Origin of the sequence: Pedobacter sp. D749 (genome assembly GCF_019317285.1) — a bacterium.
In the GTDB taxonomy this organism is placed as follows: domain Bacteria; phylum Bacteroidota; class Bacteroidia; order Sphingobacteriales; family Sphingobacteriaceae; genus Pedobacter.
The window spans coordinates 4,416,376-4,434,505 of record NZ_CP079218.1 but is presented as its reverse complement, the minus strand read 5'-3'; the positions used below and the strand labels follow the sequence as shown (position 1 = coordinate 4,434,505).

Below are 18,130 nucleotides of genomic sequence, written 5' to 3'. Positions count from 1 at the left end.
GTTATGAAAAATATAATTCTTTACAGTTTTTTTATTTTATTCGTTAGTACTGCTTTTAAACCTGAAGTACCACCTGCAAGTGCCGATGCGATATTAACCAGCGCAATTGCCAAAGCGAAAAAAGAAAAGAAGTATGTTTTTGTATTATTTCATGCTTCCTGGTGTGGCTGGTGCCATAAAATGGATGATAGCATGAACGATCCGGAAATTAAAGCTTATTTTGAGAAAAGTTACGTAATTGAGCATTTAACGGTATTGGAATCGAAAGGAAAAGAAAATCTTGAAAATCCTGGTGCTGCCGAATTGTTGAAGAAGTACAAAAGTGATGGTTTCGGCATTCCGGTGTGGTTTATTTTTGATGCCAATGGCAAATTAATTGTTGATTCACATCTCCGTCCAGAGGGAACGGGATTGGAAGTAAAAGGTCAAAATATCATTGGTTGCCCTGCTTCTAAGGAAGAGATAAAGGCCTTTACAGATGCGCTCAAAAAGACCTCTAAATTAAATGATGCAGAATTAGCAAAAATAGCTGAACGCTTCAGAAAAAACGATCCAAAATATAAAGGGTAATTACAAAGAATTGTTTAATCCTCACTGACCTTTTTAGTGGTGTTGGATGTTACATCCAACATTGAAAACGGTTCTGTCAGTTAATTCCATTTTATAAAGAATAATGCTCCATCAGATGGTAACATCTGACGGCACAAAAGAACAGGTTAAAATAAAAACGGCTGGCAATTTGCCAACCGTTTTTGAGTGAATCTAGAAAGAGCGTCCAAAGTTTTTAGGCGTGTTGCCCTTCATGAACACCTTCGGCAAATTCCTCTACAATTTTATCGTTAAAAGCAGGTAAATCTTTAGGTGTACGGCTCGTAACCAAACCTTGATCTACCACTACTTCTTCATCAGACCATATCGCTCCGGCATTGATCAGGTCCTGTGAAATGTTTTTCACTGAAGTCATTTTTCTGCCTTGCACTACATCTGCATTAATCAAAGTTTGAGGGCCATGGCAAATGGCGGCAACTGGTTTTCCATCAGCAAAAAATGCTTTTACAAACGCGATCGCATCTTCGTTAACACGTAGCTGATCAGGATTGATTACGCCACCTGGTAAAAGCAAACCATTATAATCGTCAGCATTTGCTTCTGCAATGGTTTTGTCTACATCAACTTCTATCGACCAGTGGTCTTGATCCCAGGCTTTTATTTTTCCGCTTTTTGAGGAGATAATGTGAACGGTGGCTCCTTCTTCTTTTAACCTTTTAACTGGTTCGGTTAATTCTACTTCTTCAAATCCGCTTTCTGAAAGTACAGCAATAGTGCGGTTACTTAATTGTCCCATAATCTTTAATTTTTAATAGGTGATGTATTAAAGACAGTTTGGAGAAATTATTGTTTTTATAAATTTGAAATTAGGGTAGCATCTTATATAGCCCAAACCATTTAACAGAATCTAATAGGGCGGCGTCATCTCGACTGAAGTGCAACGAAATGGAGAGATCTTTGAACTAAATTAATTTACATAGATTTCTCGGCTGCGCTCGAAATGACGATACTTCGATATTAACATATTGGGCTAAATACCTAATCATTTGTCTTACGGTGCTTCACAAAATATAAGGCTAAATTACCTGCAATGATAATATGATTAAAGATGTTCGGTACTAAACCATAATATTTGGTAAAGATTTTAAACCGTTCTTTTAAGCTTTCACGGTGTTTTTTCTTACTCATGCCGCCAACCAGGTATTTGGCTACATAACGGTGCACATTAACAATGTTTGAAGCTTTTTTTGCTGCTTTGATAATCCAATCGATGTCGGAACTATATTTATAAGTTAAATCGTAAGGAGTAATAATGCTGCGGCGGATATAAATGGCCTGATGACTGATGTTCATGCCATATTTAAAGCTCGTCCAATTAAATTCTTCTGGTGCTTCGTGCCTTCTACGGCCTAAATTTTCCCAGTTATCATTGTACATTTCTGTTTCCCCGTAGTAAATATCGGCACCGGGAGCAGAGGCAAAAACATCTTCTACTGTTTGTTCGTCATAAATCTCATCACCTGAGTTCATGAATAATACATAATCGCCTGTTGCCAGGGCCAAACCTTTGTTCATGGCATCATAAATGCCTTTATCGGGTTCTGATACGATTTTCGAAATCTGATCTTTGTAACGCTCAACAACCTGTAGCGTACCATCAGTTGATGCGCCGTCTATTACAATATATTCGATTTTTTTATAGGTCTGTTTAAGGATCGATTGAATGGTACGTTCGATATCGCGAACGTTATTATATACAATGGTGATGATTGTTAATTTGGACATGGGTTAATCCATTAGTTTTTTAAAGGTTTCAGCATCTGGGATTAAACCTTTAAATGCTTTGGGTAATGTTGCACTGGTTTTGTAGGTAGAAACACCCATTGCTTTGTTAAAATCGCGGAATGAAAATTCTACAATTTTGTTTTTCTTTTCTTTGCAAAGTATGATGCCGATTGATGGCTGCTCGTGTGGCTGTTTAACATATTCATCAAGAGCAGATAAATAGAAATTCATTTTGCCCAAATACTCAGGTTTGAATTTTCCGGTTTTTAGTTCGAAAACAACCAAACATTGTAAACGGCGGTTAAAAAACAAAAGGTCTAAAAAATATTCCTCGTCTTCAACAATTAACCTATATTGATTGCTAATAAAGGCAAAATCGGTTCCTAACGACATTAAAAACTTTTTAATATTCTGTACTATTCCACTTTCCAAAACCCGTTCATCTGGCTCGTCAGTATCTTCTATATTAATAAAATCTAACAGGTATTCATCTTTGAAAGATTGTAGCGCTTTGTTCCTTATCTCTTCGTTAGAAATCGTTTTTAAAAAGTTATTTGGTAAACTACCCGAATTGCTAAAAGATTTGTTTTTAAGTTGATGCTTTAAGGTAGCTAAGCTCCAGAATTCTGTAGCTGTTTTTTGGATGTAGTATATCTTTTCCTCTAAATTTTCAGTAGCCTGGATGAGCTCTACATGATGTGAAAAGCTTAGTTTAAAAAAATGATTTTCAATTTGGTCCAACAGTGTTGGTCTAATTTTAATTATCTCATTATCAGTGTTTTCAATTTGGTCCAACAGTGTTGGTCTAAATACAATTTCTTCAATATCAATGATGGATAATTGTCCCTTTGCCGATGGCTTGGTGAGGAAATATTCTTCCCAGGATTCAAAAAAGAACCTCATTCTTTTTATGCCTGTAGCTGAGAATCCTCGTAAACCTGGTAGTTCGGCCTGTAAATCGGTAGAGAGGTTATCAATAACCTTTGCTCCCCATTTCTCTTTCTTTGTCTTTTCCGAAATAAATTTACCAACCGTAAAATATAACAGCAAAAGTTCTTTATTAACTAAAGTAGCAGCTTTATACCGGCTTGATAAAATAGCCGATTTTAATGCCTTAATACTTTCAGAATAATTTGCGATGCTTTCCATTAAACAGTTTCAGTTGCTATAAATTTAATAAAGATTGACCAAATTTTTATTTATAGAAAAGAAAATGTGATTTTGCCAACCGAATTGTAAATAGAAACCGTAAATTTTATTAAGATATTGAGTTATTTTGGCTGTAAATCAATCAATGTTTCGTAAAGATGGATATGCTCTGCAGCAATAACCTCTTCAGAGAAATCGGTTAAAATACTCAACCTTGCTGCCTTTTGAATATCTTCTTTATTTGGGCGGTGATACAGCCACTCAATGCCATTTGCCAGATCTTCGGCATTCTGGTATTCGGCCAGGTAGCCATTCTGCATGTGTTTCACCATATCCGGAATCCCACCGGTGGTAAAAGCAACAACAGGCGTAGCGCAGGCCAAGCTTTCCATTACGGTATTGGGTAAATTATCTTCAAGGGAAGGTGTAATAAAAGCATCGGCGGCAGAATAACACTTCGCTAAATGATCGTCTTTATTAATAGTGCCTAAAAAGGTGGTTTTGAAAGGGAATTCTGGCATTTCTGCATTTTCCTTGTTTCCGAAAATAACAAGTTCAATATTCTCTTTTTGTATTCCGGCCCTGCGCGATAGAATTTCCAACGCCTCGATTAAATAGGGCGTTCCTTTGTGTTTGTCGTTTTTTGAAGGCATAAATCCGCTCATCAATACAAACTTATCAGGATTGATTTTTAAAATTTTCTTCGCCTCTGATTTCACATAGGGCTTGAAAATTTTAGTTTCGATGGTATTAGGGATAACAGTTGCTTTTCTGGTACCCAATAAACTGCTGAACTTTACCGATGCGGCCATCCATTTGCTCGGTGCCACAATATGAAAATTTAATTCGGTATAAGCTTTTTGTTTACGTAGCCAGGTTTTGTGCGAAATATCGTTTTTTCCACTGATTTTCAGAATCGGGCAATTACCACACTGCTGGTGAAAATTTTCGCATCCGTAACGTACATGACATCCACCTGTAAAAGCGTTGCTATCATGGAAAGTCCATACAATGGGTTTTTCCAGTTCATCAATTTGGGCCAAAAACTTAGGATTAAGGAAACCATGGTTTACCCAATGTAAATGGATAATATCCGCATTTTTAACATCAGGATGGTTTATAACCGAACGGCCAAACCATTGCAGACTAAAGGGCGTTTTCACCGATTTGCTGAGCCATTTGGCGAAATATCTTTCTGATAGGATGTTATAAACGGCCTTGGCTTTTTGAAAGGGTGAATTGCTGAAAGTATCTATTTTGGGGTTTTGACCAAATTTATAGTAAACCAATACTTTTGAATCGATTCCACTCGCCTTTAGGGCGTCACTTAAGCGCAAACAGGCACGTCCTGCTCCGCCATTTCCATCATAGGTATTTAGGTGTACTACTTTCAAATCGATCAAAAATACATTTTATTGTTTACGAATATAAAATCTGTTGTGTAATTTAAGGCATCAAAAGCCAAACAAAATAAATCATGATCAAATCCCTTTTAAAATCATTTGCAACATTCGCATTTTTACTGCCCATTCATTCATTATTTGCTCAAGGTCAAACTTACTTTGCAGCATACCCTGCTTTAACGCCAGATGCGCAAACAATAGTATTCAGCTATGATGGCGATATCTGGAAAGTTCCGGTAAAAGGAGGTATTGCATCGCGGATTACCGCCATGCAGGGGGAAGAAATTAACCCGAAAATATCTCCTGATGGGAAATGGATGGCTTTTTCATCCAATCAGTTTGGTAATTATGATGTGTATGTAATGCCTTTAACAGGTGGTGACATTAAACAGTTAACTTTTAACGATGCAGCGGATGAAGTAGACAACTGGAGCTGGGATTCGAAAACAATTTATTTCACTTCTGGTCGCTATAATTCTTTTTCGAGCTATAAAGTAAATGTAAGCGGTGGTACGGCTGTTCGCTTATTCGACAATTATTTCAATACTACGCACCACATTGCCGAATCGCCAACGGGAGAGCTTTTCTTTAACGATACCTGGGAGAGCTACCGTTTCACCAATCGCAAACATTATAAAGGGGCTTATAACCCAGATATTCAATCATACAATCCAAAATCAAAAAGCTATAAGCGTTACACCGATTATATTGGGAAAGATTTCTGGACGAGTGTTGATCAGAAGGGAAATGTATTTTTTGTGTCGGATGAGGGAAATGATGAATATAACCTATATACTTTCATTAATGGCAAGAAAACAGGTCTAACCAATTTTGATACCTCTATTAAACGTCCATTTGTTTCTGCCAATGGAACTACCGTTGTGTTTGAAAAAGATTATCAATTGTACATTTATGATGTAGCTTCAAAAAAGACAGAAAAAGTAAATATCAGCACTTCGCGCAATCAAGTGTTGAGTAAAGAGCAAGAGTATGATGTCCGCGGAAATATTTCTGCATTCGATGTTTCTACTGATGGGAAAAAAATGGCTTTTATCTCACGTGGTGACATGTTTGTGAGTGATGCCGATGGAAAGTTTATTCGCAAAATTACCAATAGTGGCGAACGTGCTCTTGAATGTAAATGGCTGGCCGATAACAAAACGATTTTGTTCAGCCAAACGGCCAATGGTTATCAGAACTGGTTTACCATTACTGGTGATGGCAAAGGATCGGTAAAACAGCTTACCAAAGATAAAGCAAATGTGCGCGACATCACTTTAAATAAAACCAAAACGATGGCGGTATATCTGAGCGGAAGAAATGAGCTCAAACTGATGGACCTTAAAACTTTCGACGCAAAGATATTAGTCACCGACGAGTTTTGGGCTTTACAGAACGCCGCACCGAGTTTTTCGCCTAATGATGAATACGTCCTTTTTACCGTTTACCGTAATTTTGAGCAGGATATCATGGTGCATAATATTAAAGGCAATAAAACCATTAACTTAACGAATACCGGCGTTACGGAAACCGGTCCAGCGTGGTCGCCAGATGGCAGGTATATTTTCTTTACCAGTGCGCGTACAAAACCAGCTTATCCAACGGGAATGCAGAATGCGCATATTTACCGTATGGCTTTGAATAATTATGATGAACCTTATCGTTCTGATAAGTTCGACGATTTGTTTAAAGAAACAAAACCTGCACCAACGGAAGTTAAGCCTGCAATAACTGATAATAAAAATGGTAAAAAGGCAAAGGCAGATACAGCTAAAAAGAAAACCGAAGTTAAACCTACACCTAAGCCTGCCAATGTAATTACCATTAACACACAGGATATTTTAGACCGGATAGAGCTGGTTGGGCCTTCTTTTGGAGGTCAGTACGGAACAGATGCTTTTGCAAAGGGTGATAAAACTTATGTATTTTATTCATCTAACCATGAAGGAGGTGCGCCAGGACTTTACCGTACTACTATCGAACCTTTCGAAGCCAATAAAACTGAAAAAGTTGCCGATGGGGGTGATTACTCCATTATTTCGGCAGGGGATAAATTTTTCGTTTTATCAAGAGGGACAATCAACAAATATAGCTTGGAAGGAAATAAACTTGATCGGGTAGACCACGGTTATAAATTTACCAGAAACCTAAATGCTGAATTTAACCAGATGTTTTATGAAACCTGGGTAGGTTTAGACGAAAATTTTTACGACGAAAAATTTCATGGCGTAGATTGGGATAAAATGAGGACACGTTATGCTGCTTATTTGCCCTATGTAAATAACCGGAGTGATTTGAGAATTTTATTGAATGATATGCTTGGCGAGCTGAATTCTTCACACATGGGTTTTAATAGTGCAGGTACAGAGGAACGCAAAAACCTTAATTACATTACCAATGAAACAGGGATCATCTTCGATAACGAAAATCCTTTAAAGGTAGAACGTATTGCCGCTAAAAGTAATGCTGCCCGTACCGGAACAAATATTTTAGCCGGGGATATTTTAACAGAAGTGAATGGCGTTAAGGTAGACGAAAAAATAGACCGCGATTATTATTTCAGTAAGCCATCATTGGATCGGGAAATGACGTTAACCTTTAAACGCAATGGAAAGGATGTTTATGTAAATGTACATCCTGAAAGTTCTGGCACTTTGCGCGGAAATCTTTATGACGAGTGGATTAGCCAGAACCATAAGAATGTAGACAAATGGAGCAATAACCGGATTGCCTATTCTTATATGAAAAACATGGGCGGTGGCGAGCTGGAAACTTTCCTTTTGGATATGGTTGCACAGGAAGAAAATAAGGAAGCCATTATCCTCGATCTCCGTTACAATACCGGCGGAAACGTGCATGATGATGTGTTGAAATTCCTTTCTCAACGTCCTTATTTACAATGGAAATACCGTGGAGGCAAAATGGCACCACAGAGTAACTTCGGTCCTGCAGCTAAGCCTATTGTATTACTTGTTAACGAGCAATCTTTAAGTGATGCTGAAATGACAGCAGCAGGCTTTAAGCAATTAAAACTGGGCAAAATTATCGGTACGGAAACTTACCGCTGGATTATTTTCACGTCCGCTAAAGGTTTGGTTGATGGCTCTTCTTACCGTTTACCATCATGGGGCTGTTATACTATGGATGGCAAGAACATTGAAAAAGAAGGTGTCAAACCCGATATTTTTGTGAAAAATACTTTCGAAGACCGTCTGGCTGATAAAGATCCTCAACTCGAAAAAGCAGTAGCAGAGATCTTGAAGGATTTGAAGTAAGGTTAATCGATCATTTGCCGAAAGATTGTTTTATTGTCGGATTGTTATATTGTTGACTACCGATCATAAAACAATTTTCGTTTTCTAGCTATTTGCCGAACAATCTAGCAATAAAACAATTTAACAATCGAGCAATCGAAACCTTTCAACTTTAACATACTTTCCGTTTCTTTGGGGTTGGAATTATTTAATAACATGGCAAATTTATTAACCGACAGGGCTTTTTGGGTAAATTATTGGGAAAGTAAAAAAGGACTTGCGGTTCAGTTACCTTCAAACTATTTATTTCATGCACAACTGGCAGATGTCATCCAAAAAGACAATGTTAAAACTGCTATTGAACTGGGCGGTTTCCCGGGTTATTATGCTGTGTTTCTGAAAAAGTACTTCAAGCTTGATGTTACCCTTTTAGATTACTTTGTTCACCCACCCGTTGTTAATGAACTTTTAGCAAAAAACGGTTTAACCGAAAAGGATATTCACATTGTTGAAGCTGACTTGTTTAATTATGTATCAGATAAACAGTATGATATGGTGTTAAGCTGCGGTTTGATCGAACATTTTAATGATACTGCCGACATTATTAACCGCCACATTGCCTTTGTAAAACCGGGCGGCACTTTATTTATCACGCTTCCGAATTTTAAGGCTGTTAATGGTTGGTTCCAAAAGAATTTCGATAAGGAAAACTACGATAAACATAATATTAATAGCATGGATCCGGCTTTGTTGAAATCGATCTGCGAACAAGCCGGACTTAAAGAAGTAAAATCGGGCTATTTTGGTCGTTTTAGTGTATGGCTGGAAAATGAGAGCCAGAAATCTGCTGGTGTTCGTTTATTTAAGAAAGCAGTTTGGCTGACTGGAAAAGTATTTACAAAGATTATCCCATTCGAAAGCAAAAATCTATCACCTTATATTATCTTAGTAGCGAAAAAAATCTAAACGCGCTATGTCAATCAGTTGGGGTTACTCGCCTAAAATTGAAAAGTATATTCCATTGGCCGATTTTCCGGCAGACAAATATTTAATTATAGCCAGGCAGGCTATTGAAAATTTAGGCTGGAGCCTTAGTCATGTTTCTGAGAGTGGGCTAATTGCTTACACGCCAATATCTTTCCAGTCGTACAGTGAAGAAGTCTCTGTCCGTATCCACGGGAATTTCGCTGTAGTAAAGAGTGAGTGTGTAGGTATTCAGATGTGGTTTAACGATTATGGGAAAAACGATTTAAATCTCGAAAAATTTTTCCATGAATTTGAGTATGTCCAGTACCATTTGCAAAATATCTGGGATGAAAGTTTAGCCACATTCCATGCTTTAATTGCTACTCAGGATGACACTTATTTTGAAAAGGCGCCATTAACCGCCAAGAATAAAATTAAAAATATTTTATATCTTTTTTTTCCTCAAGAGGGATACCTAGTTACCCCGATTCTGATAATTTTAAATGTTCTTTATTTTGGCTTTACGCTGTTGTTTATTTCTGTTGTGCTTAAATTGAGGGCCGAAGATTCTCTTATTCCTGAAGTAATTACCAATGCCTACTTAAACATTGGAGCAAATAACCGAGAGCTGGTATTAGAGGGGCAATATTGGCGGTTAATTACCCATCAATTTGTTCATTTAGGTTTGTCGCATCTATTTTTTAACATGTATGCCTTGGTTTATATCGGTTTAATGGTTGAGCATAAACTTGGTTCGCTTAAATTTTTGATTACCTATTTACTTAGCGGAATATGCGGTGGTTTGGTGAGTCTCATCTTTCATAAATATGGTTTTATGGCTGGGGCATCAGGTGCTATTATGGGCGTTTTTGGCGCCTTTATGGCTTTAATCCTAAGTAAAGCTTTCGAGAAAAATGCCAACAAGTCCTTATTGATCAGTACCATTCTGGTTACGGCTATTATGCTTTTAAATGGTATAAACGGCAAAGTAGATAATAGCGCCCATATTGGTGGGCTAATTTCTGGATTTGTAATATGTTATGTGATTTTTAATGAAAAACTTTGGAGATGGAAAATAACCACCAATTGGCAATACGGTTTAACGGGCATTATTGTGCTGATATTTTCGGCCATTGTTTTGATTTTTACACCTAACTATCAAAATAGAAAATTCTACAAATTACAGTTCCAATTTGAGCAGAATTCATTTGATTTTAATAAGGTTTATTCTATTCCTTACGATTTATCGAAAGCAGAAAAAGTGAAAACAATTGAGCAATATGGCATACGGCTTTGGCAGAAAAATAAACAGATTGTTGCCGAAATGAATAAACTCAAATTAGAAGAAAAAGAAAGCTACCGAAGAGGTTTTGATGGTAAAATAACCAATCTGGCCATCAAAATCTCTTCGCTTTTACGTAAAGAATATCTCGAAGAATCATCGAAATACCGTTATGAAATAGAACAGCTTACGAATGAAGTTAATATTATTCGGGGCGAAGCAGGTTCTAGTGAGTATAAATGGTAACGCTAAGCTGATTTTCTATATAGCCCAATCTCGCTTAAAGTAATGCAAACAGGCGATTTAATAATGTTTATTTTTACTTTATTGGTAGTAACAGGGCTATCCAATTTAATCAGGCGTTTCGCACCAATGCTCGTGCCATTGTAAACATTTTTCCAGATATTATTTTCAAATATTTCAATAGTATACGCCTCTATTCGCTGACCTAAGGGAATGTACTCTTGCAGGCTGATAATATCAAAGGTTTTAGCAATTTTCAAATCCAATTCTAAACTTGCCTGATGGATCTCGTCCTGCGTGGCCCAGTAGCTCGCTTTTTTACCATCAAGCAGCTTGGCAACATCATACTTTTTGCCTCTGCTATTGCTCGCTTTAATCGATGCATTTTTCGCTAGGTTATTCTCGAAAGTATGTTTAACCATGTCGCCAAAAGTTTTCAAAGCAGTTACATCATCATCATGAAGTTGTCCACGGGTATCTGGTGCTAAACCCAGATCTAAACCTGCCCCACGGCCAACACTTTTTAAATACAGATCGAATAACGTTTCCGGGGTTTTTGGCTTTTCATTAGCATGATAAAACCACCCTTTCCTTAAAGGAACATCGCATTCTGCCGGCATCCAGAATTTGCCATTTCTAATTCCTTCGGGGCTTTGCGGATAATTGGCTTGCCCGGGCACTGCTACGCTTTTTCCATCAGGTGCCATTGGTGTAAAGGTTGCCCAGGAAGTTGGTGCCGCATGTCCATCTTCATTGCCTACCCAGCGGATATCTAAACCAATATCGCTAAAAATATTGGCCATGGGCTGCATTTTGCGTGTAATTGCCCAGGTGTTATTCCAGTCGTAATAAGTTGTGTTATCTATCGAGCGTTTTTCTTTTGCTCCACCATAATAGCCATCGCCACCGTTAGCACCATCGTGCCAGCTCATAAAAAGTTCCCCAAAATTGCTGTAAAGCTCTTTTAACTGTGCCTGATAAACAGCTAGGTATTTATCTGTCCCATAGCTTGCATTATTTCTGTCCCATGGCGAGCAATAAACTCCAAACTTTAAACCGTTTTTGCGTACCGCCTGTTCTACTTCTTTAACTAAATTTCCTTTTCCCTTTCTGAACGGGCTTTTACTGATATTGTATTCTGTAGTTTTAGTTGGCCATAAGGCAAAGCCATCATGGTGTTTGGCTACTAAAATAATCCCTTTCAATCCACCTGCTTTAGCGGCTTTAATAATCTGGTCGGCATTAAAATCTGTCGCGTTAAATGTTTTAGGGTCAGCATCACCGTATCCCCATTCTTTATTTTCGAAAGTAGTTGGTGTAAAATGGATTAAGCCATAAACTTCTATGTCATGCCAGGCCAACTGCCTTTTTGAAGGCAATGCACCATAAGGTTGAGGCGGTGTTTGGGCGTAAATAGCAGTTGAAAGGAGTAAAAAAAGGATCAATAATGGTTTCATAATTGTATAGCTTAGTTAAAACTAAAGTACAAATATTTACCATGGCTAAGGTAAGCGTTAACCAATATTTAACCTTTTGAAAGTGTAAAAACGAAATTATTTTTACATCTTGATCGTTACATAGATCCATGAAACATTTAATTTCTCCTTACGTTATTTATTCATGAGCGCTTTTACCCAGAACCCTCCAGATGGTGGTACAATGTACACCGAAACCAATCTGAATCAGTTATTTCCAGAGCCTTTTAATACCATAACAAGTTGCTTTTTCCTGGCTATAGCTGTGTATTGGACGATTAAGCTATGGGGTAATTTTAAACAACACACTTTTTTAAGTATTGCGTTGGTGCTGCTTTATATTGGTGGGATTGGAGGTACCACTTATCACGGCTTAAGGCGCTGGCCAATCTTTATCATGATGGATTGGATGCCGATTATGCTTTTGTGCCTTTCGGCCGGTGTCTACTTTCTTTCCAAACTAACCAAATGGTATTTTGCCGTTTTAATTGTAGCGGTTTATGCTTTCTTTCAGTTTTATGTGCGGCGACTCTTTAGCAATGGCGATTTTCAGATTTTTATCAATATTAATTATGCTTTTATGGCCGCGCTGGTTTTATTTCCGGTGTTTGGGTACTTAATTAAAACAGACTGGAAAAATGGCAAATGGGTAGGATTTTCCCTAATCGCTTTCATATTTGCTTTAACTTTCCGAATTGCAGATAAATGGGATATATTGAGTATCGGCACGCATTTTTTATGGCATACTTTCGGGGCTGTGGCTTCTTTCTGTATGCTGAATTATATTTATTTGGTTAACCTGAAAAAGAATAAGTCATAAAATATCATTTTATTATTATAAGATAGATTGGGCTTGCCGATTAATTATTTCAGCAAGCGCAACCTAATTTTTAGAATTTCGAATGGGCTTTACTGTAGTCGAGTTTCTTTTGCCCGCCTATTGCGTATTCAATACCTCCCCATAAATGGTTCTGGAACTTATCGTCAGCCCAGCCTTCTTTAGTATGGCCCATGCAGGTGTAGAAAGCTCTTCCACCGTCAAAATTGTGGTACCAGCTAAAGGGATGGAAATCGCCATTTTTACCACCAGTATACGATTTCTCGTCTAAATTAATCAGCACTTTAATATCCGGGTTGATATCTTTAAAATTATACAGCTCATCTTTTCTCATCCATATCGAATCGGTAAGGAATTTGGTTGATGGGTGTTTTTTATCTTTGATGATAAATCTGGCTTCCTGAACAGCGGGGTGACTTATAAAATAAGCGCCAACCAATTTACCATACCAAGGCCAATCGTACTCTGTATCCGTTGCGGCATGGATACCCACATAGCCTCCTCCAGCCTGGATATATCTTTCGAAAGCAACCTGTTGTTTATTGTCCAGTACATCGCCTGTGGTGTTTAAGAAAATAACAGTGGCATATTTTTTAAGGTTATCTTCTGTAAAAACATCGGCATTTTCGGTAGTATCCACTTCAAAATGATGTTCGGTACCTAATTTTTGGATCACTTCTTTTCCGGTTTCGATGGAGTTATGCCTAAAGCCCTTTGTTTTGGAGAAAACTAAAACTTTTGCCGATTTCTTTGCTACGGTATAGCTTTGGAATAAAATTACTGTTGCAACTAATAAACATAAGGACAGGTACTTTTTCATTTCTTTAACTTGGTTAGTGATGGATAATGTGCCTTAAATTTAAGAAAGTTGTTTGATAATTTTCCTACATCTTTCTTCAACCTGCTTGCAAACAGGGCTGAACAGGGTATTATCCCAATATGGGTCTGTAACTTCGCCGTTATCAAGGAAAAGTTTAACCTTTTTTCGTTCCTCATCGGTTTTAGCGAGACTTTGTACGTCAGCTAAATTATTCCGGTCCATAACCAAAATAAGATCATACCTGGCAAACATTAAGTGGTTAAATTGTTGCGCTCGTTGTTTGCTGATATCGTAACCCAATGCCTGAGCTGCTGAAATACTTCTATGGTCAGGTGCTTTGCCGATATGCCAATTGCCTGTTCCTGCCGAAGCGATTTCCCAATTTAAGTTTTGTTCATCTGCCAGATGTCGCATAATGCCTTCAGCCAATGGCGAACGGCAGATGTTACCGAGGCAAACCATTAAAATTTTCAATGTTATCTGGATTTATATACATAAACAAATGTATAAATAATTCCTTCTTGTAGTGGAGTAGAAGTGGTTTGGGTAAGTTTATCTCCACTTAATATTAATGGCGATTGTGGTGCATAAGATAAAAAAATCTGATCACCATCTCTTCTCCAGGTTTTAATGCTTGTATCAGATAACAGATCGCAAAGTGCTCCATTTGAACTCCAAACGTAAGTTCCTTCCGATGAAAAAGAGATCATGGAATTACTTACACAACTGCTTGGACCCATCAGTTCCATATAGTTGGTACTCGTTTTTTGGCCAATTGTCATTGCCGGGCTAACCGTAATCGATTCGATGCGCCAGTCTTTTTTTGTTAATGTTTTGTCGAGATCTTTTTTGCAGCCGAACGCTAAACAAACAGTTAAAATAAGTATTAATTTTTTCATGGTTTATAATTGGTTTTGTCTAATTAAACGGATTTTATAGTTGATATGCTACACTGGCAAAAAAAATGCCCCAAGCCTGGAAGCATTGGGGCATCTGATATTTAACAGAAAGGCTTATCCGTAGATATCGTTTAACATTTTAGCCAAACGCACGCCGCCTTTTAGTAACTGCTCATTAAGGGTATCCACCCAGTCAAAATTATAACGATAGCTTAATTTCGAATCTGGTTTTGTGTTTGCGTAAATTTTGTTGCAGATACCGTACGATTCATAAATACAATCTCTAAGATTTGTATTTTGCCAGTTGCTTAACTGAATAGCCGAAGGGTGATTAATTGCCTTAGCATATTCTGTATAACTTAACTGTTGATATTCGATAAGCTGTTCATCCCAAACCCTGTGGATATTGGATTTTTCATTGAACCACAATACCGAAACGCGGTTACCGCCCAAATCATCTTTACGGGCAACATGCATAGGTTGGCATAAATCTCCTGCCAGGTGAACCAGCATGCGCAAAGCCAGTTTTTTTTCAGTTGCCGAGCTGCTTGTTTTCTTTAGTATAGCAATTAGCTCAGGAATTTTGTTGTAAAGGTTAGGCGATTTTTCCGTTTCTAAAAAGTTGTAAACGCCATCTTTGTTCAGTCCTGCCGGAAGATTAACAAAATGCCAGTTGTACATATAGTTATAAGTAGAATCTGATTTAATGAAATCGCCCCAATTGGCGCTCATGGCCAAAGTTTCATAACCTAAAATACTTTGAATAGCCTTGCGTGTTTTAGCCTTTAAGTAACTATCAGCAATTTCGCCAACAACACGATGGCCGATGGTACCCCATGCATTTGCCCGAATAGGTAAATAGGCTAAAAACCCCACAGCTAAAGCAAGGATTAATTTTTGTTTAATTGATGTTAAAATCATTTTTATAATTCTTTAGGTATGCAGGTAATTTTCTCTTTAAGTGTTAGTTTAATTTCACGCTGATCGCTCAAACTTTCTAAAGTTAAGGTATCTGCAGTTTTTTTGTTGATGAGGAAGTTTTTTTCGTAGCGACCGATGCGGTAACATCCTGATATTTTTTGTTTATAATTAGCGTGTGTAAAGGTTGCGCCTATAAATAACGTATCACCTTTAACCACATAAACACCTTTGGCATATTCTTTCCAAATGCCATTGTTATAACAAGAATCCTCGTAAAAATTTACTTTGCTATGGGTAACCATATCAATATAAACAGAATCGCAGGTGAACTTGAAATGGTGTTGTGTGTAATTGCTTAATTTGTTACTAAAAGCGACTGAATCTTCATTCCAAACACCTTGCATAAACTCTTCGCCTTTGCCCTGTACATTAGGCCGCGGGCTACAAGCTATATGTAATATGGATAATGTAAAAAGGAAAATATAACAAAGCCTTAATCCTAATTGCGGTTTACTCATGGTTATAATCGGTGCTTTTAGGGAATTGATTGTGGACTACTGCTTGTTTTTTAACAGTATTGATAACCAGAATTAAAAGACCTGCTGCAAAACAAAGGCTGGCTATAAAACTGATAATACCCACAATAGAATAGTATTTAGAAACTTCTGTATAAGCTAAATTTTGCGCGGCCATTAGTAAAGGCATTAAAAAAGCATAAAATATAGTAATGAACAGACCAATACCCGATCCAATAGTCATTAAAATGGCTTCAACTGAAGATTTTTTCATTAAAAAAAAACAGCAGGTTCCAAATACAACACAAGGTGAAATGATGGATGTCAAGCTTAAAAGGTTAGAAAGTATTGAATTCATATTACCTGTGTTTTTTAATTAACCATATTGATTTAAAACTGTAATTTTTAAAAGTATCGTCATTCCCGCGCAGGCGGGAATCTTAATGCAATATGCTTTAAGATTCCCAATTGAATTGGGAATGACGATCTCCTTCGCTTATTTTAAACTTCCAACCATGTCTTCCGGGCGTACCCACTCATCAAACTGTTCGTTGGTCAGCAAGCCCAACTCTACAGCTGCTGCTTTTAACGTTTTATTTTCTTTATGTGCTTTCTTCGCAATTTTAGCTGCATTTTCGTAACCCACATGTGGATTCAGAGCCGTAACCAACATTAAAGAATTTTGTAAATGTTTCTCAATTTCTGGCAAATTAGCGGTAATTCCTTCTGCACATTTATCAGTGAAAGAAACGCAGGCATCACCAATTAAGCGGGCCGACTGTAATACATTGGCTGCAATTAAAGGTTTAAATACATTCAGTTCAAAATGGCCAGACATGCCGCCTACTGAAACAGCAACATCGTTACCAATTACCTGTGCACAAACCATCGTTAAAGCTTCTGGTTGTGTAGGGTTAACTTTACCAGGCATAATTGAAGATCCCGGTTCGTTATCAGGAATTACAATTTCACCAATGCCACAACGTGGGCCAGAACTTAACATTCTCACATCATTAGCTACCTTCATTAAAGCAACTGCAGTACGTTTTAATGCACCAGAAAGTTCTACCATGGCATCGTGTGCAGCCAGCGCTTCAAATTTATTTGGAGCCGTAACAAAAGGTAAACCAGTTAAATCTGCAATTTTTTTAGCCACTAAAACATCGTATCCTTTTGGCGTATTTAAGCCTGTACCAACAGCCGTTCCGCCCAAAGCCAGCTCAGAAACCATAACCAAAGCATTTTTAATTGCCCTGATGCTGTTATCAATCTGTTGTACATAACCAGAAAATTCCTGTCCTAAAGTAAGTGGGGTCGCATCCATAAAGTGTGTGCGGCCGGTTTTAACAATCGTACTGAATTCTTCTACTTTTTTGGCTAGAGTATTTCTTAATTTCTCTAAACCTGGGATGGTATTTTCTACCGTAAGTTTATAGGCTGCAATGTGCATTGCAGTTGGGTAAGTATCGTTTGATGATTGTGATTTATTTACATCATCATTAGGGTGAAGTACTTTTTTATCGTCAGCTAATGAGCCACCGTTTATTACGTGAGCACGGTTTGCAATCACCTCGTTGCCATTCATATTACTTTGTGTACCTGAACCCGTTTGCCAGATCACCAACGGAAACTGATCATCCAATTGACCAGCAATAATCTCATCACAGGCTTTAGCAATCAAATCTGATTTTTCTGCTGATAATACACCCAGTTCGGTATTGGCAAGCGCTGCTGCTTTTTTCAGGTATCCAAAAGCGTGGATAATTTCTTTTGGCATCGAGCCTTCCGGACCGATTTTAAAGTTATTGCGTGAGCGTTCGGTTTGTGCACCCCAGTATTTGTCGGCTGGTACCTGCACCTCGCCCATGGTATCGTGTTCTATTCTGAAACTCATTATATTTTTGATTTTTGTTGTCGCAAATTTAGGTTTTTTGCCTTTTAAAGCGTTGTATTTATGTAAGATATTTGGTAGATAACAAAGAATATAGTTAAAAGTGCTTGTTCTTTTTGCCTGTAAGCAAACTTTTATCC

The 18,130-nt window shown here is 37.6% G+C and carries 17 protein-coding genes; 5 read left to right on the top strand and 12 right to left on the bottom strand.

Translation table 11 applies throughout. The features are described 5' to 3' along the window. Positions 1–3: 3 nt before the first annotated feature. Complete coding sequence (locus KYH19_RS17965) at positions 4–570, top strand: thioredoxin family protein (protein WP_132398907.1); 567 nt, start codon at positions 4–6, stop codon at positions 568–570. Positions 571–784: 214 nt separating this feature from the next. Here KYH19_RS17965 and KYH19_RS17960 read toward each other — a convergent pair whose 3' ends face one another. The 4 genes from KYH19_RS17960 to KYH19_RS17945 form a co-directional block, all read right to left on the bottom strand. Beyond that, positions 785–1,345: a type 1 glutamine amidotransferase domain-containing protein gene (locus tag KYH19_RS17960; protein WP_132398909.1), complete on the bottom strand. Its 561-nt coding sequence runs from the start codon at positions 1,343–1,345 to the stop codon at positions 785–787. A 242-nt stretch (positions 1,346–1,587) separates the two neighbouring features. Beyond that, the gene (locus tag KYH19_RS17955; protein ID WP_132398911.1) at positions 1,588–2,334 is read right to left on the bottom strand and encodes a glycosyltransferase family 2 protein; all 747 of its coding nucleotides are present in this window, start codon (positions 2,332–2,334) and stop codon (positions 1,588–1,590) included. Between the two features lie 3 nt (positions 2,335–2,337). Then, complete coding sequence (locus KYH19_RS17950) at positions 2,338–3,483, bottom strand: YhcG family protein (protein WP_219076109.1); 1,146 nt, start codon at positions 3,481–3,483, stop codon at positions 2,338–2,340. A gap of 122 nt (positions 3,484–3,605) precedes the next feature. After that, complete coding sequence (locus KYH19_RS17945; RefSeq protein ID WP_132398915.1) at positions 3,606–4,886, bottom strand: glycosyltransferase family 4 protein; 1,281 nt, start codon at positions 4,884–4,886, stop codon at positions 3,606–3,608. Positions 4,887–4,960: 74 nt separating this feature from the next. Here KYH19_RS17945 and KYH19_RS17940 point away from each other — a divergent pair, with 74 nt between their 5' ends. From KYH19_RS17940 to KYH19_RS17930, 3 genes are all read left to right on the top strand, one after another. After that, positions 4,961–8,161, top strand: coding sequence for a S41 family peptidase (locus KYH19_RS17940; RefSeq protein WP_219076108.1), 3,201 nt, complete (start codon positions 4,961–4,963; stop codon positions 8,159–8,161). Positions 8,162–8,356: 195 nt separating this feature from the next. Continuing rightward, on the top strand, positions 8,357–9,106 hold the full coding sequence (locus tag KYH19_RS17935) for a bifunctional 2-polyprenyl-6-hydroxyphenol methylase/3-demethylubiquinol 3-O-methyltransferase UbiG (protein WP_219076107.1): 750 nt from the start codon (positions 8,357–8,359) through the stop codon (positions 9,104–9,106). Positions 9,107–9,113: 7 nt separating this feature from the next. Continuing rightward, positions 9,114–10,634 (top strand): rhomboid family intramembrane serine protease, encoded by a 1,521-nt coding sequence (locus tag KYH19_RS17930; protein WP_219076106.1) that lies wholly within the window; start codon positions 9,114–9,116, stop codon positions 10,632–10,634. A gap of 2 nt (positions 10,635–10,636) precedes the next feature. Here the strand turns inward: KYH19_RS17930 and KYH19_RS17925 are convergent, their stop codons facing one another. Beyond that, positions 10,637–12,088, bottom strand: coding sequence for an alpha-L-fucosidase (locus tag KYH19_RS17925; protein ID WP_132398923.1), 1,452 nt, complete (start codon positions 12,086–12,088; stop codon positions 10,637–10,639). Between the two features lie 163 nt (positions 12,089–12,251). On the opposite strand from KYH19_RS17925, the gene KYH19_RS17920 reads away from it, so the two are divergent. Further along, on the top strand, positions 12,252–12,926 hold the full coding sequence (locus KYH19_RS17920; RefSeq protein ID WP_132398925.1) for a hypothetical protein: 675 nt from the start codon (positions 12,252–12,254) through the stop codon (positions 12,924–12,926). 70 nt (positions 12,927–12,996) lie between these two features. On the opposite strand, the gene KYH19_RS17915 is transcribed toward KYH19_RS17920, so the two are convergent. From KYH19_RS17915 to fumC, 7 genes are all read right to left on the bottom strand, one after another. Further along, complete coding sequence (locus KYH19_RS17915) at positions 12,997–13,764, bottom strand: ThuA domain-containing protein (RefSeq protein WP_132398927.1); 768 nt, start codon at positions 13,762–13,764, stop codon at positions 12,997–12,999. Between the two features lie 39 nt (positions 13,765–13,803). After that, positions 13,804–14,238 carry a low molecular weight protein-tyrosine-phosphatase gene (locus KYH19_RS17910; protein WP_219076105.1) on the bottom strand — a complete coding sequence of 145 codons (435 nt, stop codon included), beginning with the start codon at positions 14,236–14,238 and terminating at the stop codon, positions 13,804–13,806. A gap of 2 nt (positions 14,239–14,240) precedes the next feature. Further along, on the bottom strand, positions 14,241–14,663 hold the full coding sequence (locus KYH19_RS17905; RefSeq protein ID WP_219076104.1) for a hypothetical protein: 423 nt from the start codon (positions 14,661–14,663) through the stop codon (positions 14,241–14,243). 114 nt (positions 14,664–14,777) lie between these two features. Further along, positions 14,778–15,584, bottom strand: a complete 807-nt coding sequence (locus KYH19_RS17900) for a S1/P1 nuclease (RefSeq protein ID WP_219076103.1) — start codon at positions 15,582–15,584, stop codon at positions 14,778–14,780. 2 nt (positions 15,585–15,586) lie between these two features. Then, positions 15,587–16,102, bottom strand: a complete 516-nt coding sequence (locus KYH19_RS17895) for a fumarate hydratase (RefSeq protein ID WP_219076102.1) — start codon at positions 16,100–16,102, stop codon at positions 15,587–15,589. After that, positions 16,095–16,373 (bottom strand): hypothetical protein, encoded by a 279-nt coding sequence (locus KYH19_RS17890; protein WP_219076101.1) that lies wholly within the window; start codon positions 16,371–16,373, stop codon positions 16,095–16,097. The genes KYH19_RS17895 and KYH19_RS17890 overlap by 8 nt, the downstream gene beginning before the upstream one ends. A 222-nt stretch (positions 16,374–16,595) precedes the next feature. Next, on the bottom strand, positions 16,596–17,993 hold the full coding sequence (gene fumC, locus KYH19_RS17885) for a class II fumarate hydratase (RefSeq protein WP_219076100.1): 1,398 nt from the start codon (positions 17,991–17,993) through the stop codon (positions 16,596–16,598). Between the last annotated feature and the right edge of the window lie 137 nt (positions 17,994–18,130).

Bases quoted from the DNA above. Each gene is read 5' to 3' on its own strand.
- KYH19_RS17965 (WP_132398907.1), top strand. From the start codon at position 4: ATGAAAAATATAATTCTTTACAGTTTTTTTATTTTATTCGTTAGTACT.
- KYH19_RS17960 (WP_132398909.1), bottom strand. From the start codon at position 1,345: ATGGGACAATTAAGTAACCGCACTATTGCTGTACTTTCAGAAAGCGGA.
- KYH19_RS17955 (WP_132398911.1), bottom strand. From the start codon at position 2,334: ATGTCCAAATTAACAATCATCACCATTGTATATAATAACGTTCGCGAT.
- KYH19_RS17950 (WP_219076109.1), bottom strand. From the start codon at position 3,483: ATGGAAAGCATCGCAAATTATTCTGAAAGTATTAAGGCATTAAAATCG.
- KYH19_RS17940 (WP_219076108.1), top strand. From the start codon at position 4,961: ATGATCAAATCCCTTTTAAAATCATTTGCAACATTCGCATTTTTACTG.
- KYH19_RS17935 (WP_219076107.1), top strand. From the start codon at position 8,357: ATGGCAAATTTATTAACCGACAGGGCTTTTTGGGTAAATTATTGGGAA.
- KYH19_RS17930 (WP_219076106.1), top strand. From the start codon at position 9,114: ATGTCAATCAGTTGGGGTTACTCGCCTAAAATTGAAAAGTATATTCCA.
- KYH19_RS17925 (WP_132398923.1), bottom strand. From the start codon at position 12,088: ATGAAACCATTATTGATCCTTTTTTTACTCCTTTCAACTGCTATTTAC.
- KYH19_RS17920 (WP_132398925.1), top strand. From the start codon at position 12,252: ATGAGCGCTTTTACCCAGAACCCTCCAGATGGTGGTACAATGTACACC.
- KYH19_RS17915 (WP_132398927.1), bottom strand. From the start codon at position 13,764: ATGAAAAAGTACCTGTCCTTATGTTTATTAGTTGCAACAGTAATTTTA.
- KYH19_RS17905 (WP_219076104.1), bottom strand. From the start codon at position 14,663: ATGAAAAAATTAATACTTATTTTAACTGTTTGTTTAGCGTTCGGCTGC.
- KYH19_RS17900 (WP_219076103.1), bottom strand. From the start codon at position 15,584: ATGATTTTAACATCAATTAAACAAAAATTAATCCTTGCTTTAGCTGTG.
- KYH19_RS17895 (WP_219076102.1), bottom strand. From the start codon at position 16,102: ATGAGTAAACCGCAATTAGGATTAAGGCTTTGTTATATTTTCCTTTTT.
- KYH19_RS17890 (WP_219076101.1), bottom strand. From the start codon at position 16,373: ATGAAAAAATCTTCAGTTGAAGCCATTTTAATGACTATTGGATCGGGT.
- fumC (WP_219076100.1), bottom strand. From the start codon at position 17,993: ATGAGTTTCAGAATAGAACACGATACCATGGGCGAGGTGCAGGTACCA.